Source organism: Gilvibacter sp. (genome assembly GCF_965601605.1).
In the GTDB taxonomy this organism is placed as follows: domain Bacteria; phylum Bacteroidota; class Bacteroidia; order Flavobacteriales; family Flavobacteriaceae; genus Gilvibacter.
Window position 1 is genome coordinate 62,043 of the sequence record NZ_CBFCWJ010000005.1, and the last position, 21,630, is coordinate 83,672.

18 protein-coding genes and 3 tRNA genes are annotated in these 21,630 nt (G+C 44.2%); 10 read left to right on the forward strand and 11 right to left on the reverse strand.

The window, feature by feature from the left end; translation table 11 throughout:
• The first annotated feature begins 15 nt into the window (after positions 1–15).
• Positions 16–735: a 16S rRNA (uracil(1498)-N(3))-methyltransferase gene (locus ACSLP7_RS00640; protein ID WP_435577516.1), complete on the forward strand. Its 720-nt coding sequence runs from the start codon at positions 16–18 to the stop codon at positions 733–735.
• A gap of 71 nt (positions 736–806) precedes the next feature.
• On the opposite strand, the gene ACSLP7_RS00645 is transcribed toward ACSLP7_RS00640, so the two are convergent.
• From ACSLP7_RS00645 to ACSLP7_RS00660, 4 genes are all read right to left on the reverse strand, one after another.
• A complete protein-coding gene (locus ACSLP7_RS00645) occupies positions 807–1,682 on the reverse strand; it encodes a hypothetical protein (RefSeq protein WP_435577517.1) in 876 nt (291 codons plus the stop codon).
• An 11-nt stretch (positions 1,683–1,693) separates the two neighbouring features.
• Positions 1,694–3,121 (reverse strand): RagB/SusD family nutrient uptake outer membrane protein, encoded by a 1,428-nt coding sequence (locus ACSLP7_RS00650; RefSeq protein ID WP_435577518.1) that lies wholly within the window; start codon positions 3,119–3,121, stop codon positions 1,694–1,696.
• Positions 3,122–3,132: 11 nt separating this feature from the next.
• Positions 3,133–6,186 (reverse strand): SusC/RagA family TonB-linked outer membrane protein, encoded by a 3,054-nt coding sequence (locus ACSLP7_RS00655; protein ID WP_435577519.1) that lies wholly within the window; start codon positions 6,184–6,186, stop codon positions 3,133–3,135.
• A gap of 185 nt (positions 6,187–6,371) precedes the next feature.
• Positions 6,372–7,745, reverse strand: coding sequence for a helix-turn-helix domain-containing protein (locus ACSLP7_RS00660; RefSeq protein WP_435577520.1), 1,374 nt, complete (start codon positions 7,743–7,745; stop codon positions 6,372–6,374).
• Between the two features lie 324 nt (positions 7,746–8,069).
• Between ACSLP7_RS00660 and ACSLP7_RS00665 the strand changes: the two genes are divergently transcribed.
• The 6 genes from ACSLP7_RS00665 (at position 8,070) to ACSLP7_RS00690 (ending at position 11,894) form a co-directional block, all read left to right on the forward strand.
• Positions 8,070–8,726 (forward strand): DUF4159 domain-containing protein, encoded by a 657-nt coding sequence (locus tag ACSLP7_RS00665; protein WP_435577521.1) that lies wholly within the window; start codon positions 8,070–8,072, stop codon positions 8,724–8,726.
• A 2-nt stretch (positions 8,727–8,728) separates the two neighbouring features.
• Positions 8,729–9,241: a TrmH family RNA methyltransferase gene (locus ACSLP7_RS00670; protein WP_435577522.1), complete on the forward strand. Its 513-nt coding sequence runs from the start codon at positions 8,729–8,731 to the stop codon at positions 9,239–9,241.
• A gap of 44 nt (positions 9,242–9,285) precedes the next feature.
• Positions 9,286–10,374, forward strand: a complete 1,089-nt coding sequence (locus ACSLP7_RS00675; protein ID WP_435577523.1) for an AI-2E family transporter — start codon at positions 9,286–9,288, stop codon at positions 10,372–10,374.
• A gap of 1 nt (position 10,375) precedes the next feature.
• A complete protein-coding gene (locus tag ACSLP7_RS00680) occupies positions 10,376–11,539 on the forward strand; it encodes a THUMP-like domain-containing protein (protein WP_435577524.1) in 1,164 nt (387 codons plus the stop codon).
• An 84-nt stretch (positions 11,540–11,623) separates the two neighbouring features.
• Positions 11,624–11,707: transfer RNA gene (locus ACSLP7_RS00685), tRNA-Ser, on the forward strand.
• 112 nt (positions 11,708–11,819) lie between these two features.
• Positions 11,820–11,894 (forward strand) — tRNA-Pro (locus tag ACSLP7_RS00690).
• A 30-nt stretch (positions 11,895–11,924) separates the two neighbouring features.
• Here the strand turns inward: ACSLP7_RS00690 and ACSLP7_RS00695 are convergent.
• On the reverse strand, positions 11,925–12,149 hold the full coding sequence (locus ACSLP7_RS00695) for a hypothetical protein (RefSeq protein ID WP_435577525.1): 225 nt from the start codon (positions 12,147–12,149) through the stop codon (positions 11,925–11,927).
• Between the two features lie 161 nt (positions 12,150–12,310).
• A complete protein-coding gene (locus ACSLP7_RS00700; RefSeq protein ID WP_435577526.1) occupies positions 12,311–12,901 on the reverse strand; it encodes a hypothetical protein in 591 nt (196 codons plus the stop codon).
• An 806-nt stretch (positions 12,902–13,707) separates the two neighbouring features.
• On the opposite strand from ACSLP7_RS00700, the gene ACSLP7_RS00705 reads away from it, so the two are divergent.
• On the forward strand, positions 13,708–14,835 hold the full coding sequence (locus ACSLP7_RS00705) for an MBL fold metallo-hydrolase (protein WP_435577527.1): 1,128 nt from the start codon (positions 13,708–13,710) through the stop codon (positions 14,833–14,835).
• A gap of 60 nt (positions 14,836–14,895) precedes the next feature.
• On the opposite strand, the gene ACSLP7_RS00710 is transcribed toward ACSLP7_RS00705, so the two are convergent.
• On the reverse strand, positions 14,896–16,803 hold the full coding sequence (locus ACSLP7_RS00710) for a S9 family peptidase (protein ID WP_435577528.1): 1,908 nt from the start codon (positions 16,801–16,803) through the stop codon (positions 14,896–14,898).
• A gap of 216 nt (positions 16,804–17,019) precedes the next feature.
• Here ACSLP7_RS00710 and ACSLP7_RS00715 point away from each other — a divergent pair, with 216 nt between their 5' ends.
• Positions 17,020–17,655, forward strand: a complete 636-nt coding sequence (locus ACSLP7_RS00715) for a DUF2306 domain-containing protein (protein WP_435577529.1) — start codon at positions 17,020–17,022, stop codon at positions 17,653–17,655.
• A gap of 8 nt (positions 17,656–17,663) precedes the next feature.
• On the opposite strand, the gene ACSLP7_RS00720 is transcribed toward ACSLP7_RS00715, so the two are convergent.
• The 3 genes from ACSLP7_RS00720 to ACSLP7_RS00730 all read right to left on the reverse strand — a co-directional run bounded on the left by ACSLP7_RS00720 (position 17,664) and on the right by ACSLP7_RS00730 (position 20,359).
• On the reverse strand, positions 17,664–18,980 hold the full coding sequence (locus ACSLP7_RS00720) for a fibronectin type III domain-containing protein (RefSeq protein ID WP_435577530.1): 1,317 nt from the start codon (positions 18,978–18,980) through the stop codon (positions 17,664–17,666).
• Between the two features lie 111 nt (positions 18,981–19,091).
• Positions 19,092–19,841: a DUF5995 family protein gene (locus tag ACSLP7_RS00725; protein WP_435577531.1), complete on the reverse strand. Its 750-nt coding sequence runs from the start codon at positions 19,839–19,841 to the stop codon at positions 19,092–19,094.
• Between the two features lie 68 nt (positions 19,842–19,909).
• Positions 19,910–20,359: a hypothetical protein gene (locus ACSLP7_RS00730; protein ID WP_435577532.1), complete on the reverse strand. Its 450-nt coding sequence runs from the start codon at positions 20,357–20,359 to the stop codon at positions 19,910–19,912.
• A 179-nt stretch (positions 20,360–20,538) separates the two neighbouring features.
• Here ACSLP7_RS00730 and ACSLP7_RS00735 point away from each other — a divergent pair.
• A tRNA-Arg gene (locus ACSLP7_RS00735) sits at positions 20,539–20,612 on the forward strand.
• 543 nt (positions 20,613–21,155) lie between these two features.
• Here the strand turns inward: ACSLP7_RS00735 and ACSLP7_RS00740 are convergent.
• Positions 21,156–21,572, reverse strand: a complete 417-nt coding sequence (locus tag ACSLP7_RS00740) for a CBS domain-containing protein (RefSeq protein WP_435577533.1) — start codon at positions 21,570–21,572, stop codon at positions 21,156–21,158.
• Positions 21,573–21,630 lie beyond the last annotated feature (58 nt).

Sequence of the window (21,630 nt, forward strand, 5' to 3'; positions counted from 1 at the left end):
TTATACCTTTACTAAATGCAATTGTTCTTCCAACCCGATCTTGATTCCAACAGCACCAGCGTTGGGTTTGACAAAGACGAGAGTCGCCATATAACCCGAGTTTTAAGGAAATCCACAGGAGATGTGATCCACATCACCAATGGTAAAGGCTTGTTGTTTACTGGCGAATTAGGTTTGGTAGAACCCAAGCACTGTGAAGCCTTCATTACCCAAGTAGAAAAACTCCCTGTACTGCCCTACCGCCTGCATATGGCGGTGGCTCCGACCAAATCTAACGATCGATTTGAATGGTTCTTAGAAAAGGCTACAGAACTTGGGATTAGTACCATTACGCCATTGCTTTGTGATCACAGTGAACGCAAGCAGATCAACTGGGAACGCTACAACAAGATCGTGGTCAGTGCCATGAAACAATCGCTGCAAACCAATTTACCGGAGCTTAATGAGCTTACCGCTTTCAAAGACTTTGTCAGTTACCAAGCCAAGCTTAAAGGCCTTAAAGCCATTGCGCATTGCGAAGATGGCGCTAAAGAACCGTTTAAAGATCTGGTCAATAGCGAGCAGCAACAAATTGATGTCTTGATCCTTATTGGCCCCGAAGGCGACTTTAGCACAGAAGAGATCGCCTTTGCTACTGAGGCCGGTTTTGTACCGGTATCTTTAGGAACCCAACGCTTACGCACGGAGACCGCTGCCATTGCAGCCTGTCATACCCTAGCCATACTCCGCGGATAAAAATTGAAACCCAGAGCCGAAGCCCCGGGTTTCGCTAACCAACCTTGATTCAAAAAAATTGAAAAAAAGTATCATTGTTTGGTCCACTGGAGGGTCACATCAGGAGAACCTTCTCCACAGGCATCGGTAATATCATCCTGAAAGGTTAAGGTAAAACTGCTGTCATCTCCAGAAATATACATTCCATTTCCTCCCACTCCTGGGCCCAAGAATATGGAGTTGCCGCCGCAAGCAGTAAAGGTGAATTGCTCATCGGCAAAGATCACCTCCTCACAGACAAAATCCATGACATATGTAGTGAGGTTATCCAAACCAACAGAGGCTACATAAAAGGCTTCAAAAACACGTTGGTTCGGGCCTGTCAAAGTCACTCCTAAGGCGGCTTCAGAAGTGGTTTGATCAAAGAGCGTTAACACCACGCCACCTCCATCTGGATCAAAAGTATCCAAGCCAAATATGGTCGGTGTCACTTGTTCCACTAAATAGTCTCCAGTAAATGCGCCTGGCTCTACTGGACAAGTAATGAATATCCTGATTGTTAGTGAACTAGCAACAACTACCTCACCAGATGCTTCAATGTTCACAATTACCTCTTCTGTAGGAATCTGTTCTCCCAAAGGGTCTATTCCAGAGATGGTAAAACTCCCTTGATAGGCATTTGCGGGAATGGTGAAACTACTCGGGATATTATAGTATTCTGCACCCAGTTCGGCTGGTGCGCTTATAGACAAATTAAAGTTTCGATCCATAGGGGCACGGGTGGAACTGTTCACCACCACTTCTGCCGTTCCAGAATCGTTGATCAGAATGGCGAGTTCCACAGTAGAATTCGCAAAACTGAGTAGGGTCTGACCGTTATCCGGATCAAACAGGATACGGTCCTTATCAGAATCGCAGGCGGTAAATGCCACACAATTCAACAGTATTAAAATGATATACTTTTTCATGATTGCTACATTTAATTGGTGTCATAACCAGGGTTCTGTTCAATATTCGGGTTCACATCGATCTCTGCCTGAGGGATCGGCAAAGTGAACTTGAAGTCCGTAGGCAGGAGTTCGCAAGGCGTAGGCCCGCCGCAGTCGGCATCGTTACGTACGATTCCCAAACCTGTGATATCACGGGTTCTTCTCAGATCAATAAATCGATGCCCTTCATAGGCTAATTCTTTGCGTCGCTCACTTAAAATGTCAGTAATGGCTTCGAGAACAGTGGAATAATTAGGAGCCGGCTGATCGGATCCAAAGCGCGCGTCACGAAGGGCATCGATGGTTATGGCTGCCTCTGCCAGCTGCCCCAAACGGGCTTGAGCTTCGGCTTTGATTAAATATTGCTCGGCCACGCGATAGAGCTTCAGGTCATTCAACCCAAATTGCCCATCACGACCGGGATATTTCTTGATAAATAACGTCTCGGGAGGATTACTCACCGGATCAATGGTGCCGCCGTCCACATCATCATCCAACAACACATCATAGCGGATATCTAAAGGGTCCAAGGAATCAAAGAGTCCAAAAGACATCTCAAAAAAAGCACCTCCTGTACCTGTGAAATAGAACAGTCCACCTGCTCTACCGTCGGCTACGGTGCGTGAGGCCTTAAAGATCACTTCCGTATTGTCTGCATCAGCATACATATTTACGTATTGAGTTCTATCGGCCAAAGGATAGGTTGCGATCAACTGATCGGCCAAAGAGATGGCTTGCGCATTGTTTCCTCGGTATAGGGCGATACGCGCCTTTAACGCTGTGATAAAGTCCTTGTTGAGAAAGATATTCGCCGAATCCTCCAAAATGGCATCAGCAGCATCTAAATCGCTTAAAATCCCTGCAAACACGTCTCCAACGCTATCACGCCCAGGAAGTTCCAAAATGACCACAAAGTCTATATAAGGCACTCCCAAATCGCTGTCAGCAAAACCTGGAGCAAACACAGTGAGCAGATCAAAATGCGCCAAAGCTCTCAAGGCTAAGGCCTGTCCTTCTATTTGCCTGAGACGATCCACCTGAGCCTCCGTCAAGGAAGCACTGTCTATAGTTTCTATGGCTTCCAAAACACGATTGGCTCGATTGATCACCGCATAATAGCTGGAGTAAATATTATTTACCACGCCACTACCGGCGTTTATAGTCTGATTGTGCTCTACGGTTCCCTGTCCACCGTTGTCTACTCCAAAACGCAGATCGTCTGTGAATCTGGAGGAGAATTGTATGATCAGTTGCGGGTTGTAGGCCGCATAGGCACCGCTTAGCGCAAGATCAATATCTTCCGGAGTTGTCAAGGCGCCTTCTGCAGCTACGGAATCTACCGGAAGTATGTCCGTAGCGTCACCGCAGCCTGCAAACAGCAGGGCTACCGAGGCGATATATATAAATAACTTCTTCATGATTTCAATTTTTAAAAGGTTAAGTCTAAACCAAGCGTAAAGGTTCTGGCGGTCGGGAAATCGAAAAAGGAAGATCCTGTATTGGTCTCCGGATCGAATCCTCGCCAACGACTAAAGGTTAACACGTTCTGTCCTTGCATATAAATACGCGCTGCTGCAAACGGTTTCTTTTTGAACTGTTCTCCGCGTAGCGTGTAGGACAGGACAATATTTCTCAAGCGCAAAAAGGAGCTGTTTTCCAGATAGCGGTCTCCCGCTTGAAACCTAAACCCGCCCAAGTTAGGATCCGGAACATCGGTGATGTCTCCCGGCTGACTCCAAGCGTTAAGTACTGTAGTGCTCTGATTGGCAAATCCCGCTAAAGAGGGATCCTCTGTTACGGCAAGCGATCCGTTAGTACGGTACTGCTCCGCAGCAAAGCTCCAAAGGCAGGAAAGTCCAAAGCCTTTGTATTGTACATCGGCACCAAAACCACCGCTGTAGAGCGGCTGTGTACCTTTTCCTAAGAAAACAGCATCGTCTGGATTGAACTGATTGGTGATCTGCCCGTTGGCATCTAAGTACAGCGGTTCTCCGTTCGCCGGATTCACACCTGCATAGCGCACCAAACGAAACTCTCCAATAGATTGTCCAACCCCGAGGTTGCCCACGCGCTCTTCCCCATCAAAAAGACTGAGGATCTCGTTGTCGTTGTAGTTGACATTACCGTATAGGTTGACAAAGAGCTGCTTGGCTTCATTGCGCACCAAGGCATAATTGAATTCAAAGTCAACCCCTTTGTTTCTGAGCTTTCCAACATTGTCTGGAAAGGTGTTGAAACCTGAAGTCAGAGAAACGGGGCGAAAAAGCAAGGCATCTCTGGTGGTGTTGGAATAAAAATCCAGGTTCCCGCTAAAGCGGTTGTCAAAGAAACTGAAATCAATTCCGAGGTTGGCCTGGGTGGTTTCCTCCCACTTCAGGTTATCATTACCAATAGCGCTTGGAACTACACCTGGCGTTGCATTGTAGCCAATGGCTGGAGAAAACAGACTGAACTGCCCAAAGGGAATAAACAGCTCCTGATTTCCTACCGTACCAAAACTGACACGCAAGGCGAGCTCATTGACCCACTCTTTTTTGGCCATAAAAGCTTCATTGGCAATATTCCATCGGCCGGATACGGCATAGAAGGTTCCGAACTCATTCTCATCCGGGAAAAAGGACGATCCATCACGACGCAAACTGGCCTGCACCTCATAACGCTTGTCGTAACGGTAGCTCAACACTCCAAAGTAAGAGAAGAGCCCACGATCGTTCTGAGACCCAAAAAGAATGGGGATGTACGGTCTGGTTTCGGCTCCGCCTTGTAACTCTACCACTTGCCCAGAAGTGATCCCGTTGATTGACTGCTCAAATAGCGGATTAAGTCCAAAACCGACAAAACCGAAGGAACGCACATGCCGTTTGTTGTACTCGGTAAACAGCGAGGCCGTTACATCGTGTACATCCCCAAAGGTGTTCTTATATCTTAAACTGGCGTTGAAGTTCAACCGCAGGTCTCTAAAATCACTTTCTTGGCGTGACCCTTTCAGATCAGAATCCGCAGTAGGTGTAATTAAACCGCGAATACTCCCGGGTGTAGTGATGATAGTCCCATTCTGTTGGCGGTAATCCGCTCCCAAAAGGGCTCCCAACTTGAGATTCTTGGCCAATTCATAAGAGGCGTCCAAGGAACCGATCAAGCGCAGTTCTTCTTCATTATCTGTATTAAAGGTGGCCGTATTCAATGCCAAATAAGGCGTATTGAGAAAGCCATTGGCTCCCGAAGCATTGATGGATCCATCCGCGTTAAGCGCACCAGATGCCACAGTACCAAAGGTGTTCAGGCTTCCATCGGCATTAAAGGCGTCCTGAAACGGCAAACCGATATAAGGCACAATGAACGGGTTATCCAACTGCCCTCCAGTATTGCCTCCACGAGCGCGATCCACCACAAAATTACTCTTGCTAAAGTTCGCTGTGAATTGACTCGAAAGCTGAAAACGGTCCGAACGCACCTCATTGTTCGTTCTAAAGGTGAATCGTTGCAAGGAAGAACCCAAGGTGATTCCCTCCTGTTCAAAATAACCCAAGGAATTAAAGCTTCTGCTGTTCTCACTACCGCGAGACACGGCGATCTCATGAGAAATGGTCGTTCCATTTCTAAAGAAAATATCACTCCAATCGGTGTTGATCTGTGCGAGTTCTGCGATCTCCTGATCAGTCAGGCCGTTCCCAGCTCCTGTACCGATGAGTCTTTGGTATTCCAAAAGCTCACGTGAGGACAGAACATCAAAGTTCGGATCGGGTTTTAAAGAAACTCCATACTGAGAACGATAAGTCAAAGTGAGCGGACTGTTGAACTTACCGCGTTTGGTAGTCACCACGATCACTCCACCGGCAGCACGGCTTCCGTACAAGGCAGAAGCAGAAGCATCCTTAAGGACTTGAATGTCTTCAATATCATTGGCATTCAAACTGCGGAAGTTGTCTTGATCTACAAAGACCCCATCGATAACGAACAGCGGTTCACTATCTCCGTTGAAGGAATTCACCCCACGAATGGTAATGGTTCCCTGTTGTCCTGGTTGTCCAGAACCCGTGGCTACGTTAAGTCCAGCCACACGTCCTTGCAAAACCTGGTCTAAGGAAGCAATAGGAACTTGCTCCACTTCTTTGGCTTTAACCGTGCTCACGGCTGCTGTTGGATTCTCCAAGCCATAAATAGGCGCTGAGATCACAACTGTTTCTAAGGCTTCGGATTCCAGAACCACATCAATTTGGCTGCGTCCGTTAATACCGACTTCCAATGGCGCGGTTGATACATACGAAAACACCAGGGTTTGACTGCCATCTACATTGATGGTATACGTTCCGTCAAGGTCGGTTTGTACCCCTAAATTGGTGTCTTTGATTTGCACAGTGGCTCCAAACAAAGGAAAGCCCTCTGTGTCTGATACGGTACCTGTTACTGTTAGCTCTTGCGCCATCCCTAGCCAAGGGACCAACAAGAATAGCAGCCAGGCATTTTTCAAAATACTCTTCATACTAGCAAATTTTGATGAAACAAAAACGAGGCTTTAAAAGCAGCGATGCTCTTAAATGCGCTAGTACAAAGATTTAATGGAAACCCAGGCTTTGTGGGTGCAATGGATAAGAATTACCCTTTACCTTTTTAATGTTTACCTAAGCCCGTTCGGGCTTTACCTTTACCTTTTTAAGGAATGTAAGCCTATGTATATAAGGCTTTTACGAATTGAGAAGGAGTAACCTCGTTGATCTTTTTGAACGATTTGTTGAAGGTAACCTTATTGTTGAAACCTACCTCGTACGCCACGTCTATGATGTTCTTCTCACGCTCGGTATCGGCTTTGAGAATCTCCATAGCTTCCTTGATTCTGTAGCTGTTGATCAGCTCAAAGAAGTTCTGGTTAAAGTGCTCGTTAATGATCTGAGAAGCACTGTGGCGCGTAGTACCTAAACGGTCTGCCAAAGAGTCAAGGTTAATATTGTTCTCCCGATAGATCTTCTCTTCATCTAAAAGATGCATGAGTTGATTCTTCAATTCTAGGGAATAACTATTGGTAAGACCAGAGTTCTTGTATTTGAGATAATTGGATTCCAAGTGGAAGCCCATCAATACCTTCGGACGGCTGTAGGCAACATAAGCTACGTACAATACCATTCCAGACATTAAGATCAGCTGGGAGTTAAAAATAAGCCCTGTGTTGATATCAGCCATCAATAGAATACCGTAGATCACATACACCAAGGCATACAAGATTTGGAAGCCTACAATGTTGCGCTGCCACAGATACAATGGTGTTTGTACTTGTGTGCGATGCGTTCTGGTCTTTAAGAACAACATTAAAGTCAGGGAAGCATAAACGATCAAGGAAAGGATCTTTCCTCCCGCCACAATTTGTCCATAGGGATTAGAACTGTAAGTCCCTAAACCGAGCATCATGCGCAGCTTCTCTTCCGCAGACAAGGAATAAATCGGTAGAAACATAATCACCAACGCCAGTGTTGGCAAGAGGTGTAATGCATCAATAATTTTAGGTTTGTAACCTGTTTTGATCCGTCTGAAGTAGAAATACAAGAGCGGTCCATAAAGGAAGGAGAATACCGTAGACATGCTTTGTGTGTGCGGTAACTCAAAGGTGTAATTCATGGTGTACAAGCCAACGTGGATGATAAACACCGAGTGAATCAACAAAAAGAGGCTCAGCAATAGCGCTGCTAACTGATCTTTTCGCTTTCTGATGTTGATGATAAAGACAATAAAGAATCCAATAAGTCCAGAATAAATATAGAACAGTGCGATCCACTCAAAACGAGGTACATATTGTTCTACCAAGGCTTGGTATTCTGGCGCTTCTGAGATATAATTGAAGGAACTGTGTTCTACAAAGTGGAAATCTAAGGTTCGCTTTACGTATTTGTCTATGTAAATAGCAGCAGTCTCGGCGTCATTGGTCTTTGCGGCTTTAAATGCTAGCTCACGGAACATCAGTACAGAATCGATCTGAACTTCCTCTTGCATATGCGCTGATGAGATCTGGGCAAAAGAAGTTGTGCCGCTCAAAACAAGGAGCAGTAGCACAATTGTTTTTTTGAATTTCGCCTGGATGGTTAGCATAGCCGAATTTTCTATTAAAGATAAGTCTCAACAAGGTAAAATAAAAGCGGATAGTACATCCCGATAGAAGTTTACTCGTAAACCTTTATCAGGAAGACAACGTAACTACCTGTTTTACAAATATATAAAACAAGCGTCAAAAGCGTTCAAAATTTTAACATGCGTAAAGCCTCAAATGCATTAAACCTTGTAGGAACTTTTAATTTATAACAATTTAGGCTAAAAATACCCTACATTTTTATCACTTTTTGGCATTTATTTATGAGAAAGGAAGCTTACCTTTAAACCATGTCTAAAAGACTCGCATATCTATTCCTCTTGGTAGCCCTATTTGGAAATTTATCTTTGACCAAAGCACAGGAAATTGCCGTTTTGCAATACGGTGGTGGCGGAGATTGGTATAGCAACCCAACGGCCGTTCCCAATTTGGTTCGTTTTTGTAATCAAGAGATTGGAACGGTGATGAAGGATCGAATCAGCAGCGTTAAACCCGGGAGTATTGATCTGTTCAATTACCCAATGCTTCATATGACCGGTCACGGTAATGTCTATTTTTCTGACGAGGAAGCTGAAAATTTACGCGCATACTTATTGAGTGGAGGATTTTTACATATAGATGATAACTACGGTATGGATCCTTATTTACGAAAGGAGTTGGTAAAGATCTTCCCAGACAAAGAGCTTAGAGAATTGCCCGCCTCCCACCCTATTTTTAGCGTGCATTTTAAATTTCCTGAAGGATTGCCCAAGATTCACGAACACGACAGCGGCAGACCTCAAGCCTTTGGAATCTTTGAGAATGACCGCCTGCTGATCTTGTATACTTTTGAAGCGGATATAGGCGACGGTTGGGAAAACCCGGAGATCCATAACGATCCGCCAGCAGTGCGTCTCAAAGCCTTGCAAATGGGCGCTAATATTGTCAAATTTGCCTTTAATCAATAAAGGTGACGCAACTTACTCACGACCAAAATCCATTCAAGCCCAAAAGCTTTTCCATATCCTTGCTCACTGATGGCGTTCGCTCTCCGGCCAATATTGGCGGACTTTTCCGACTCATGGACGCCTTTGGGATTAAAGATATTTTCTTGGTAAACTCTCAGGTCGATTTGAACTCCTCCAGACTCAAGCGTACTGCACGCGGCACCGAGCGCAATTTAAATATCAAACAATTCGATTCGGCAGCTGATGCGCTACAGGATATCCAAAGTATAATTCCACAAGCAAAGTTAGTAGCCTTGGAAATTACCTCCGAGAGCGAAGTTTTAGACAGCTTTGAACTTGATCATAACGGGGAGTATGTCTTAGTTCTCGGTGGAGAAGTTCATGGGGTAAGTGAGCAGGTATTAGCCCAATGCGATAAGGTGGTTCACATTCCTATGTATGGCAACAACAGCAGCATGAATGTAACCCAGTCTGCGGCTGTTGCGCTGCATGTGCTCACTCAAAAGCTTTTGTAGTTGCGCTGCTAAATGCCTACTTTTAATTCATCAAACTAACTTAAATGACCTCCAAGACCATCTCCAATGGAATTTTACGTGCAATAGTAATATTGGTCGCGATAGCGGTGCTTATTTGGTTTTTGTATCAAATACGTTCTGTATTGGTCTATATCTGTTTAGCAGCAGTGATCACCCTGATCGGAAGGCCGATCGTGGTCTTTTTAAGAAGGCGCCTGCGCTTTGGAAACACCTTAGCGGTAATTACTACTATTACGCTGATGTTTGGGGTCTTTCTGGGGATCATGTCGCTTTTTATTCCGCTAATTGCTAAGCAGAGTAAAAACCTTTCGCTGCTGAATATGAATGGCTTGCAGAGCAATTTTGAATCGCTTTTTGATCAGGCCAATGCTTATTTTTCTAACAAAGGCATTGATATCCTGACTTCATTAGAAGAAATGGATTGGCTCTCAAAGATCGATTATAACGCCGTTCCAGACTTTTTGAATCATATCTTCGGAGCCTTAGGTTCCTTTAGTATAGGACTGTTCTCCGTGCTCTTCATCACCTTTTTCTTTCTGAAGGACAGCGCCCTTTTTGACAATGCCATCCTGAGTTTGGTGAAGAATTCTGATGAGAATCGGCTTAAAAAAAGCATTACCAAGATCCGCAACCTCTTGACACGCTACTTTGTGGGGCTCTTGGCACAGGTTACGGTGATCTTTATTTTGTACACTATTTTATTGCTGATCTTTGGCATTGAGAACGCCGTTGTCATTGCGTTTTTGTGTGCACTCTTAAATCTGATTCCCTACGTGGGACCACTTATTGGTGGGGCACTGATGTTGCTTTTAAGTATGAGCAGTAATATAGGAGCGGATTTTCAAACTGTTATTCTCCCTACAACGCTTTATGTGATGATCGGAGTGGTGATTGTGCAATTGATTGACAATTTTGTGAACCAACCGTTGATCTTCTCTTCCAGCGTTAAATCACATCCGCTTGAGATCTTTTTGATCATTATCATTGGCGGATTACTGCTGGGAATTGTCGGGATGGTTGTTGCTGTTCCTGTCTACACGGCAGTCAAAGTAATTGCCAAGGAATTCCTGTCTGAATACAAGGTGGTGCAACGCCTGACCAAAAATCTGTAGCGTGAACCTGGAGCTTTTAGCATCTAAGGCGGTTCAAACCTTTATTTTGGAACATTTAAAGGAGGATCCGCATCAATTGGCCTTAAAAAAGGCGGAAGTTGCCGGAGTGTCCATGCCTGAAATTGCTCAACAGGTCGCGGCTAGACAGCGCATCAAAGCCAAATTACCCAAGCTTTACGACCGAGCTGGTTTGGTGTTTCCTCCCAAGCTGAGTTTAGAGCAGAGCTCTTCTGAGCAGACGGCCGTTTACAAAGCCGCTGCGCACAGCGGGAAGCTGTTATTAGACCTCACAGGAGGCTTAGGGATAGATTCCATGGCCTTTGCAGAGCGGTTTGAACAAGTTACCTACTGCGAGCACAATGCAGCACTAGCGAAGCTGGCTGCACACAACTTTAAAATCCTCGGATTTGATAACATCACGGTGCATATCGGCGACGGAACAGAACTCTTAAAAACCCAAGCTTGGGATATGATCTATTGCGATCCCGACAGGCGCTCCAAGGTGCAGCGCGCCTTTAAATTGGAGGATTGCGAACCCAACGTCATTGCCTTGCAAGATGAGCTTCTGGCCAACAGCGCTAAGCTGCTGATCAAAGCGCCACCGATGTTGGATCTGCAACAGGCGCAATCCTCATTAAAAAATCTAAGCAGCATTGAAGTTGTTGCTGTCAAAGGCGAGGTTAAAGAACTTTTACTGCTAGCAGAACCTAATGCTGCACAGGTCACTGAACGCGCCGTAAACATCGGAACCGATAGTACTGTAACGGACAAAATCACCGCGGAGTTTGAGCCTCTTGCCTATTCTGACCCTTTAAGATACTTATACCTTCCTCATGGCGCACTGATGAAGCTACAGGCCTATGATTACATAAGCGCCTATTACGGCGTTCACAAACTGGCCAAACACAGTCATGTATTTACCGCAGATGGGTCCTTTGATTTCCCAGGAAGACGCTTCCAGGTTTTGGAGGTTTTGCCTTATGACAAACGACAGATGAAATCCTTTCTAAAGAAGGACTATTTGGTCATTGCGAAGAATTTTCCGCTGACGGTGGCACAATTGCGGCAGAAATTCAAGCTGAAAGACGCCGGAGACAAATACCTCATATTTACCACATTAAAAGACGGGAGTCGGGTTGTGATCACAGCCGAACTGGATTTGTAAAAAAATCTAAGAATTGGTTGTGTTATCTAATTCGAAAAGTTAACTTTGCCTCCGCTAAAATCAGCAATGGTATTAGTGTTTATTGGAGAGGTGCCAGAGTGGTAATGGAGCAGATTGCTAATCTGTCAACGGGCAACCGTTGCCCGGGTTCGAATCCCGGTCTCTCCGCAACGATCTTACAAAGGATAAGCGTTACGATTTTAATTGTGCATGAACAGCCCGCCCGCCGGCTGGCCCGTTCGCTAAAAACATCCACTGGATGTTTTCTTAACGCTCCGTCCGGGGTGTAGCGTAGCCCGGTTATCGCGCCTGCTTTGGGAGCAGGAGGTCGCAGGTTCGAATCCTGCCACCCCGACAAAAAAAAGACCTGAAAAGTGTAGCAAGTTTACTTGCTTAAGCTTTGAAGGTCTTTTTTTTGCAACAAACTAAAACCAGGATCACGAGCCGCAGGCGAGTAATCCTTTGGTTTGTTGCATTTTTCTAAGCGAACGGAAACTTGATTCCAGTGAGCGAGGGAAACAAAAAAGCCATAAAATCGCTTTGCGATTTTGGCTTTCTCTAGCAACATCCCCCACTCAGGATCATTGCCGAAGGCAATGAATCCTTCCAAGTTTACATCCTCGCAGCGTAGTTTATTTTACGGCATTTTAGTTTATGGGTTGTTGTGTTTTGTATGGCTAATCAAATCCAATCTCAGAAAAATAAAAGCGCTCATTCATTTGAACAAGACTGTATGATGCTCCATTGAGAGTTCAACGAACAAAGTCAAAGTCACCCCCCACAAGCCTCGTTGTAATACTCCACAATTTGATAAAGCCCATCACGCATTCTAAAGTCTTTGTTCTCTACCTTTTCAATCAGGGAAGGACAATCCTGAAAGTATTCCAACACCCGCTCTTTGAGTTGGTTGGCAATAGGATCATAAGGCCCCATATAGAGTGGTTTGGGGTCCTCCGGTTTTTTTAGGTAGAATTTAGTGACGGTTTGTCCAAAGGAAATGCCACCTGCTCCAGATGAGTTGATATTGTACTGATCCACATAGAGTTCTAATTTTTCTCCTGGAATGACCAGTTCTAGTTTTAGGTATTTCTTGCGGCCGTTAAACTGGTAAAACCGATAGACCCTTTTGTCTAAGTTGTCATCTATGATGCTTAAATAGTCAATATCTGCATAGGAAATGGTCTCGGGCTTGGCCATTTCATTTTCCTTTAATTTATAACCCTTGTTTTTGAATTTACCTTCTCCATTGAGTTGCTCTCCAGATTTCAACACGACTTTAGCCCTTCTGTAGGGATCTCCAAATTGCCCTAATGCAGTTGTGGTTGAAACGGTCAAAAGGAGCAAAACGATTAGTATACGCATATAGCTTGTTGTATTGTATGATAATTAATGAGGAGTCATTAAAGATACTACAAACCTCCATTGTTCCTGTGTACTTAAAGACTTTGTTTGTAAATATTTCAGTTCGATGGGTCTTCTCCTCCTCGCTCCAAATCCCTCAAATGTTAAATTTTCTATAAAACAGTACCTTTTTATACATAGTACCGTAACATTCTGAAATTTGTGCCGTCTATAAGGTGTACATCAAATCAAATCAATTAAATCAATTTTAAAACGAACAGTTATGAACTCATCAATCACCACAAAAAGAACAGGACGTTATTTCTCAACAGGAATCAGCAGCAAAGGAGTACAATGGTCCAATTACAGGAACTACAGTCGCTAATTGCGATTTAGACAGCGCATCACACATCAAACAGTTATCACAATGAAAAAGTTAGTAAACAAACACCTACTGGAGTCGCGAAGATTCATCATTGAAGCCTACAGAAATCGAGGCTCCAGGTTTTTGAACAACTATGAAATTTATTACCTAGAATAATGGAATTAGTACATGACCCGGACTAATAAGGGAAACAGCACAAGTTGTTTCCCTTTTTTTATGCGCTAGGTTAAATAGCTTATGGGTCTCGCGCCAGCGATCGCAGCAAAGTACCGTGTACTGCGTAGAGCGCGTTCGTGAAGTAAGCGCAGTGCTGCTTCACGAGGCGCCATAAATACTTTGAATAACAGCCGCATCAGTAAAAAGTATACATCTTACCCCAAAAAGTATAATTGCACCTTTAGAATCTTTATGATCTTTGCATCAACTGGTTAAAATCAAAACCATGATCAAAAGACTCTTTAAAAAACTGCTGCGTATGCTTTTATGGACCCTCGGAATCCTTGTTGGTTTAGTGCTCATTGTATTGCTTTATATACAGATTGACCCGGTATTTGGAGCCAATCCAGATCGTAGTCTAATGGCTAAACTGGCCATTGAGGCCCAATATGACGGCAAGAAGTTCCTCAACAAAGAAGCCACTCAGGTCATGACTTCCACTAAAGACAGTTTGGCTTGGCCAGATACGCAAACCAATATGCTAGGCTCATTGGCCCCTCCTAAAGGCAAGAATCCACAGCAGCCATTGCCGAGTTTAAAGTTTGACAAAACGCAATTTATTCCCGGTAGTTTTGCTTGGTTTGGGCATTCTACTATTATGATGAATGTAGATGACACCAACATCATTATTGATCCTGTTTTTTATCGCGCGTCGCCGGTCTTTTTTGCAGGGAAGCCTTTCCCTTTGGGCGAGCGTCCAACGATCGCGGAACTCCCCGAAATTGATGTGGTTTTGATCTCACACGATCATTATGACCATTTGGACATGAAAGCCATTAAAGAGATGGACCCTATGGTGAAGCAGTATTTGGTGCCGCTAGGCATTAAGGCGCATTTACTCAAGTGGGGTGTTGATTCAGCGAAGGTTCAGGAATTTGACTGGTATCAAGAACAATACTTTAAAGGAGTGAAATTTACCTTCACGCCTTCGCGTCACTTTTCTGGACGTGGGATCTTCAACAGAGCCTCTACGCTTTGGGGGAGCTGGATTGTTAAAGGGAGCAGTCAAAACATCTACTTAACCGGCGATTCTGGTTATACAGAGGACTTTGCCAAGATCGGCGCAAAATACGGGCCTTTTGATATTGCCTTTGTGGAGAACGGCGCTTATAACAGCGGCTGGGCGGAGATTCATATGTTCCCCGAGCAATCTGTACAAGCAGGAATTGATCTGCAGGCCAAGATGTTGTTTCCCATCCATTGGGGGAAGTTTGATCTCTCCCTTCACAATTGGAAAGAGCCCATTGAACGCTTTAAAACGAGTGCTGAGCAGCGCGAACAGTTTGTAGTGACGGCCAAGATCGGGTCTATATTCAATACAGAAAACCCTCCACAAGACAATTGGTGGCAATAAAAAAACGGTCACGGGCAGTGCAATACTGACCATGACCGTCTTTTGGGTCGCTAATTAAATTTAGTCTTTGATCTCGTTGAGTCCCTCCCCTTTCAGGTGGAAATCCAAGAAATCAATAATGCTGCTGTAGGCCTTGATCTGATTCTCTTTTTTGATAAAGCCGTGGCCTTCATCTTCAAACAATACGTATTCTACAGGAACGCCGTTCTCACGAACACCTTCTACGATCTCGTCGGACTCAACCTGTAAGACACGAGGGTCCTGAGCGCCTTGCAATACAATGAGCGGCTTGGTCACTTTGTCTGTGTGGAATAGTGGGGAAATACGCTTGAGACGTACGGAATCCGCTGAATACGGATCACCCAACTCTTTGTAAAGCGCATCTCTAAAGGACTCCCAGTACGGCGGAATGCTCTTTAGGGTACGCATCCAGTTGGTTACTCCAAAAAGGTTCACTCCTACGTCAAACTCCTCTGGCGTATAAGTTAAGGCCGCCATGGTCATATAGCCTCCGTAAGAACCACCAATGATTCCAATGTTCTCGCCATCGATCTCCGGTTGAGTGGCCAACCAGTTCTTTCCTTCCACGCAGTCTTGCAGGTCTTTCTCACCGTGATTGAGGTCATCCATTTGGTAGAAGGTCTTTCCGTAACCACTACTTCCGCGGTTATTTACGGCCAACACAGCATATCCGTTATTGACCATATACTGGATTAAAGAACTGAAGTTCTGACGTGTCTGTCCTCCTGGACCTCCATGCACCCATACCATTGCGGGTACTTTGTTTTCTGCGGATGCTTGGTGTGGCAAATAATAGATCGCAGGAATCTCTATCCCGTCAAAGGATTTATAACGCACCACTTTGGCCGTTACCAGATCTTCTGGATTGATATCTGGATTCAATACGTTGGTGATTCTGTGCTGATCTTTTGATTCTAGATTGTAGGTATAGAGGTCTGAAGGTGAATTCGATCCTCCTACATACATACGCATCCAGGATTCGTCATCACTAAAACTTACGCTGGTAATGCTTTTGCCTTCAAAATCTGGAAGTGTAATGGGTGTATTGGTTTCGGTGTCAATCACTTCAATGGCGTTCTTCCCATCTTCATTGACATAAACCACCATATAACTTCCTTGGGAGGTGAAACCGCTACCAAGTATATCCCACGACTTTTCTACTACCTTGGTCTTTTCTTGCGTCTGCAGATCATAGGCCATTAAATAAGAGAATTCAGAACCGTGATCTGTAGTGTAATAAAAGGTACTGTTGTCTTTGGAAAAGTCTTGCGCTGAATTCCCACTGAGCATGCCGTTGATCTTGGTCAGGTTCCCAGTAGAAGCCTCATACAAGTACAGGTCGCTGTCATTGGTGTTGACTGTTTTGGATAAGGCAAAGAAATTCTCATCACCAGACATCCCCGTAAAGTCCATCCCGTCGTTGTTTTGGTACAAAAGCTCCGAGCTGTAATCTGCAATGGACATTTTGTACACATCAAAAAAGCGAGGATCACGCTTGTTGGAGCCGTAATAGAGGTATTGGTCGTCTTCTGACCAGCCGTAAAAATCGGCTTTAGCGCCCTCATCTGGAGTGATGTCCTTGATAGTTCCGTCCAACTCGCGCACGTAGAGGTGATCGATCTCATCTCCATTACCGTCTGCACTTAGCAGCATTCTATCGTCTTGTGGGAAGAAGGAGTTCGCAAAATAAGAAGTACTGTCAGACTGCGTTATTGCCGTCATTTCTCCACCCGTTGCAGGCACAGTATACACATTGTAAATACCGGTGCGATTACTAGACACTAGCAGTTTGCTATTGTCTGCTGAGAAGCTTCCACCGCCGACAGCTTCATTATCCATAAACTGTTCTATGGAATAAGAAGCGACTTCACGTTGGGCGATTTCTGGTTCTTGTTTACAGGAGAAGACTAGGATTAACAGAAGTAATCCATAATAATTGGTTTTCATGATTTTAATTGTTCTGATTGATAAATGTTGGTGGCCAAAGGACTTCAAAACCGACTAAAAAGAGCTGATGAAGAATTTCCAAGGCTCCTTAAAGTTAACTAAAGCCCCTGAATATTTGAGGCTTAGCCCATTATTTTCGATGAACTGATATCTTAAGGGCGCTCCAACTTGGTTCGCGCTAAATTTTACTAACTTTCAACTTCAACTACCTAAACAATGACTTCACAATCCAGAACCACACGCATTGGTTTGATAATTATGGCTATACTGGCTATTGGAACGGGAATCTATCCATTCGTTTTTGCGTTTGTCAAAGGTGCTCAAGGGCTCTTTACCACTAAACCAGAGTCCTTACTACAGACCTCATGGTATATTCCCATGTTTCTAACCCACGTTTTACTGGGCGCAGTGGCTATCATTGCCGGGAGTACGCAGTTCTTTGAATCCTGGCAACGTTCGCGATTAAAGCTCCACAGAACCTTGGGCAAAATTTATGTGCTTACCGTGATTCCCAGTGGATTGGCCGGATTTGTTGCCGGTTTCTACGCCACAGGGACTTGGTATTCTAAAGCAGGGTTTATTTGCTTGGCGATTGGTTGGGTAGTTACCACCGTAATCGCTTACACAAGCATTAAGAAGAAAGATATCAGTGCCCACAAACGCTGGATGATGCGCAGCTACGCTTTTTGTTTTGCCTTCGTGACCTTTAGAATCTACTTGGGATTGGGAGCTGCTATGGAAATTCCCTTTGATGATTATTACTCCTACCTGTCCTTTTTGTGCTGGGTGCCCAACATAATTTTTATAGAATGGCATATTGCTCAATTAAGACGAACTGTGCAAACCGTATAAACGAACGCTTAATCCTGTAGTGTTTTTGCTCCGGAATCAAAGTCTTTCGTGATCACTGCCCGATCGTACTCATCACCTAGCACCGTATAGGCTACATAAGTCAAGGTATTGTCTTCAATAGTTATGACCTGATAGAATTGTGTTTGTTCTGCGGAATTGTCAGGTTGATAGCCATCTGCCGCATATGCCTTAATCTGTTCTTTATCCAGCTCGTATTGTTTCGGGCCGCTAACTGAGGTTACATAAACTGTTCCTAGTCCATCGGAATCACTTGTATCTGCGGATCGAACGGGAACATGTCCTCGGGCGTAAGTATGATCGTGACCATTGAGGACCAAATCCACATTGTACTTGTCAAAGAGCGGCTTCCAATTCTCTCTGGCAAACTGAAAGTCACGTCCTTTAGCCGGAGAAAACACAGAATGATGGCAAGTGATAATATTCCATTTGGCCGTAGAGCTGGCGAGTTGCTTTTCAATGTATGCCGTTTGGGCTTCTAGTTGATCATTCGAGTTCAGGACTATAATACGAATATCCTGATAGTCTACCGTGTAAACCGTTTCGTGTAATTCTGCGGGTAAATCTTCTATTACTGGTAAGTTGAATTGTGGCCTCCACTGAATGGAGAGTTGTCTTGGACCTCCTTTGGCCAAAGGATAAAATTCATGGTTTCCAACTACAGGAATTGCCGTCCATTGGCTGTGAATAAAACCTCCCGCCTTATACCATTCTGCCCATTCTGAATCTCGGTGGGAACTGTTGATCAAATCTCCCGCATGGATAACAAATGAAGCATCTGGTGCCGTTTGATAGGCTCTTCTTATAACGCGAGACCAGTGGTCTAATACCTCGTTCTGTGCGTCGCCAAAATAAACAAACTGCGTAGGCGAATAATTTGACTTGGCAGTTCTGAATTGAATCCATTCTGACCAATGCTCTTCCCCGTCTCCCACGCGATAGACATATAATTGATCGGGTTCCAGATCGTTGAACTCGGCGCTGTGATAATGAACTCGTAGTGAATTATTGCCTTTGTAAAGTCCCAGATCAAATACCTCTGATTTTGCCTCAAGGGTTTGTGCTTCTGCCACGAATTTTGCGTTAACGGTGGCTTTTGCTATCTGCACTTTGGCATTGATCACCGACGTATCCGTTCTCCAGGTCACTGCTCTTGAGGTTGCTGGATCTCCACTAAAGGTCAGTATGATTCGATCTGGATCCTGGCTCGGTATTTCCCAATGATGTAAACCTTCATGGTGGTGTTGCGCCCACAGAACAGTTAAAGAAGAAATAGAGAGGACGATTGCAAAGAGGTAGTTTTTCATAGTGGTAGAAAAGAAATTGACGGTATTTGTAATCTAAGATATTGCAGTTCAATCAAAGGAGCCAATATTACAAGTGAACTTTGCATAAAGAAAAGGTAAATCGACATTACTTTAGTCCAACAGATCCTTGATCTTTTGATCGACAGACCCGCGCTCGCTGATCCTTATGATCCAAAATATAAAGCGTTCTACGGTACCTGGTCGCACAATGCTGCGACCTAATTTTTCGATCTTTAAATCTCGAGCTGCTATTGCTTGTTCCCAGGCTTCACCTTGAAGTACGACCATTTCATTGGCGTATTTCCAAGCCCCTTCTCGCGCTACAGACATACTGAAGTTTACCAAAAAGTCATCAACATTCTTGGTTTTACGCAGTATCCAAAGTAGCGTTGGCCAAATACGCGCCAAACTGTCTTGAACTTCTGTAAGCAATTCTCCCAGCACCTCATTGATCTTATTGAAATCGTTTTCCAAGCTTGCAATATTTGCTGGATCAGTGATTTGAGCAGCTGCGATGCCTAAGTCCAGATTAATATGCGCATTCATACCTGCCAACAGATGTTGCAATACAATGATCTTATTATCGACTGTAGCGTCAAAGGCTACTTGCCACGATTTAGTTGGTTTTTCACCACCTCTAAACTGCTTGTAGGCATCTATATACCGATTGGCAAAGACCACGTCTAAGCGCTCCATTCTCGGGTTGTCATCAAAAAAACCGGCATCGATCTTTTCTTTGACCCGCTGGGTCACTTTAAGGTAAAGGGCTGCAAAATATCCTAGAGTATCTTCTTGGGCAATAGCTGTATCGACTATGTTTTGCAACTCATCTATAACAGCATCAATGGTGGTAGCACCCATAAACAAACAGGTTTTGGTTATTAGTTACGGGGAGCTTTACGAAGATACAAGCCTTAAGGCAGAATACCCTACTCGATCTTTACATAATTTTCTGAAAAGGTCAGGCTTCCTTGATCGTCAAAGGCGATCTGGCTGTAGGTATCATCGTCCATTTCTAAGCGGAATCTAAACTCACGAATGGTATCTAAGGCCTTCATCATTTCTTTGGATCCGTATTCAATATACTCGATGAGCATACCGTCTTTGACCTCATAAGTTCCGTAACCAAACCAATCATTGGAATCTGTTGCGTCATATCGGGTCCACATAACGTGGCCTTTACTGTAGACCTTCACTTGCCTATATCCGTTCAAGTTGTAAATGGTGTCTGAGACCAAATCATTTTCATACATGGTTTGGTGTTTGAGTTCCCAAACGCCGCGTAATGAATTTTCAAGATCTGTGTCGTTGTTGTTGCGCGTAGACATAAAAACTAGGCCGCACAAGGCTGTGGCAAAAAGGATAGTTAGTTTTTTCATAATGTCGTATTAGTTGATAATGAAGCGGTTAACATCTTTAAGTTACGAAATATTTTTGACTTTGTGAGTTTCCGGAGGCACTCAGGGCTTCTAAAAATTAGTCAGCATCCTTTTCAAAATTTCCACCAAGCATATGCGGTAAAATATTCGTAAATTGTATATTTGCGCCCTAGTTATCCGGTCGCGTAGCTCAGCTGGATAGAGCATCTGCCTTCTAAGCAGACGGTCACAGGTTCGAATCCTGTCGCGATCACATCAAAAAGAAAACCACACTCCTGAAGTGTGGTTTTTCATTTGGAACAAAGTGAAGTTTACTTCGACTTTGTGACAGATGTAAAAACATCGGCAACAAGGTTGCCGAGTTTTCTTTTTGCAGGAGTGAGATGAAAGGAACTTTGCGTCTTTGTTCACCGTAGCTTTAGCGCAGGTGAAAGCAAAGAATCCTGCTCTAAAACTATCGAGTACAAAACCACATACTTTGAGTGTGGTTTCATATTTAAGAGCAAACCAAGCTTGCTTGTGTTTGTGAATAAATGAAAACCAAAGCGGCGCAGCCGTGTGGTTTTGTATTCGTAGCTAGGTTTAGAAAGGCATCATTGAGCGCAGCGAAGTAATCTCGCGCCAGCGATTGCAGCGGCATCCTTTTGGCGAACAGTAATGGCAGCCAAAAGATATAGCGGAAAGCGCGGTCCTTCATAGTTTTAGAGAAGAAGGAGGCGCCAAAAAAGATACAATGAACAGACCCGCTCACCCCCAGTAAGCGGGTCTTTTCATCTGATTAACTACATGCAGCGGATTAGTTGTACTGCTCAATCAGATAATCGATAAGGTCCGTAGTGGTTACAATTCCTGTCAATTGCTCGCCATCCATTACAGGTAAAGCGTGATATTGATTCTTGGCCAACCGCTGGGCCACCTCGTGAATAGTATCCGTCTTTTGGACCGTCTCGACATTCCGCGTCATTACTTGTTCAATGGTCAAAGCATCATACATTGCTGTGGTAAGACTTTCACCATCCATGGTATTGACAAAACTGATCTTTTGTAGATCGGTCTTAGATAGCATCCCGACTACCTTGTTACCACTAACTACAGGTACGTGGCGGAAATTTTCTTCCTCGATCAACGACTTAACGTCATACAAGGTATTGGTATGGTTAACGGTTTTGATATTTGGTGTCATGATCTTGGATACAGGCTCTCTTTTCTTCATAGGATTAATTGCTAAGGTTATACCTCAAAGCTAGTTGTGACACCCTAATATTTCTATG

Excerpts from the sequence above, each read along its gene's own strand:
- ACSLP7_RS00665 (WP_435577521.1), top strand. The coding sequence starts at position 8,070 with ATGTCTAAAAGACTCGCATATCTATTCCTCTTGGTAGCCCTATTTGGA.
- ACSLP7_RS00720 (WP_435577530.1), bottom strand. The coding sequence starts at position 18,980 with ATGAAAAACTACCTCTTTGCAATCGTCCTCTCTATTTCTTCTTTAACT.
- ACSLP7_RS00710 (WP_435577528.1), bottom strand. The coding sequence starts at position 16,803 with ATGAAAACCAATTATTATGGATTACTTCTGTTAATCCTAGTCTTCTCC.
- ACSLP7_RS00655 (WP_435577519.1), bottom strand. The coding sequence starts at position 6,186 with ATGAAGAGTATTTTGAAAAATGCCTGGCTGCTATTCTTGTTGGTCCCT.
- ACSLP7_RS00645 (WP_435577517.1), bottom strand. The coding sequence starts at position 1,682 with ATGAAAAAGTATATCATTTTAATACTGTTGAATTGTGTGGCATTTACC.
- ACSLP7_RS00715 (WP_435577529.1), top strand. The coding sequence starts at position 17,020 with ATGACTTCACAATCCAGAACCACACGCATTGGTTTGATAATTATGGCT.
- ACSLP7_RS00650 (WP_435577518.1), bottom strand. The coding sequence starts at position 3,121 with ATGAAGAAGTTATTTATATATATCGCCTCGGTAGCCCTGCTGTTTGCA.
- ACSLP7_RS00705 (WP_435577527.1), top strand. The coding sequence starts at position 13,708 with ATGATCAAAAGACTCTTTAAAAAACTGCTGCGTATGCTTTTATGGACC.
- ACSLP7_RS00725 (WP_435577531.1), bottom strand. The coding sequence starts at position 19,841 with ATGGGTGCTACCACCATTGATGCTGTTATAGATGAGTTGCAAAACATA.
- ACSLP7_RS00730 (WP_435577532.1), bottom strand. The coding sequence starts at position 20,359 with ATGAAAAAACTAACTATCCTTTTTGCCACAGCCTTGTGCGGCCTAGTT.
- ACSLP7_RS00740 (WP_435577533.1), bottom strand. The coding sequence starts at position 21,572 with ATGAAGAAAAGAGAGCCTGTATCCAAGATCATGACACCAAATATCAAA.
- ACSLP7_RS00640 (WP_435577516.1), top strand. The coding sequence starts at position 16 with ATGCAATTGTTCTTCCAACCCGATCTTGATTCCAACAGCACCAGCGTT.
- ACSLP7_RS00700 (WP_435577526.1), bottom strand. The coding sequence starts at position 12,901 with ATGCGTATACTAATCGTTTTGCTCCTTTTGACCGTTTCAACCACAACT.
- ACSLP7_RS00675 (WP_435577523.1), top strand. The coding sequence starts at position 9,286 with ATGACCTCCAAGACCATCTCCAATGGAATTTTACGTGCAATAGTAATA.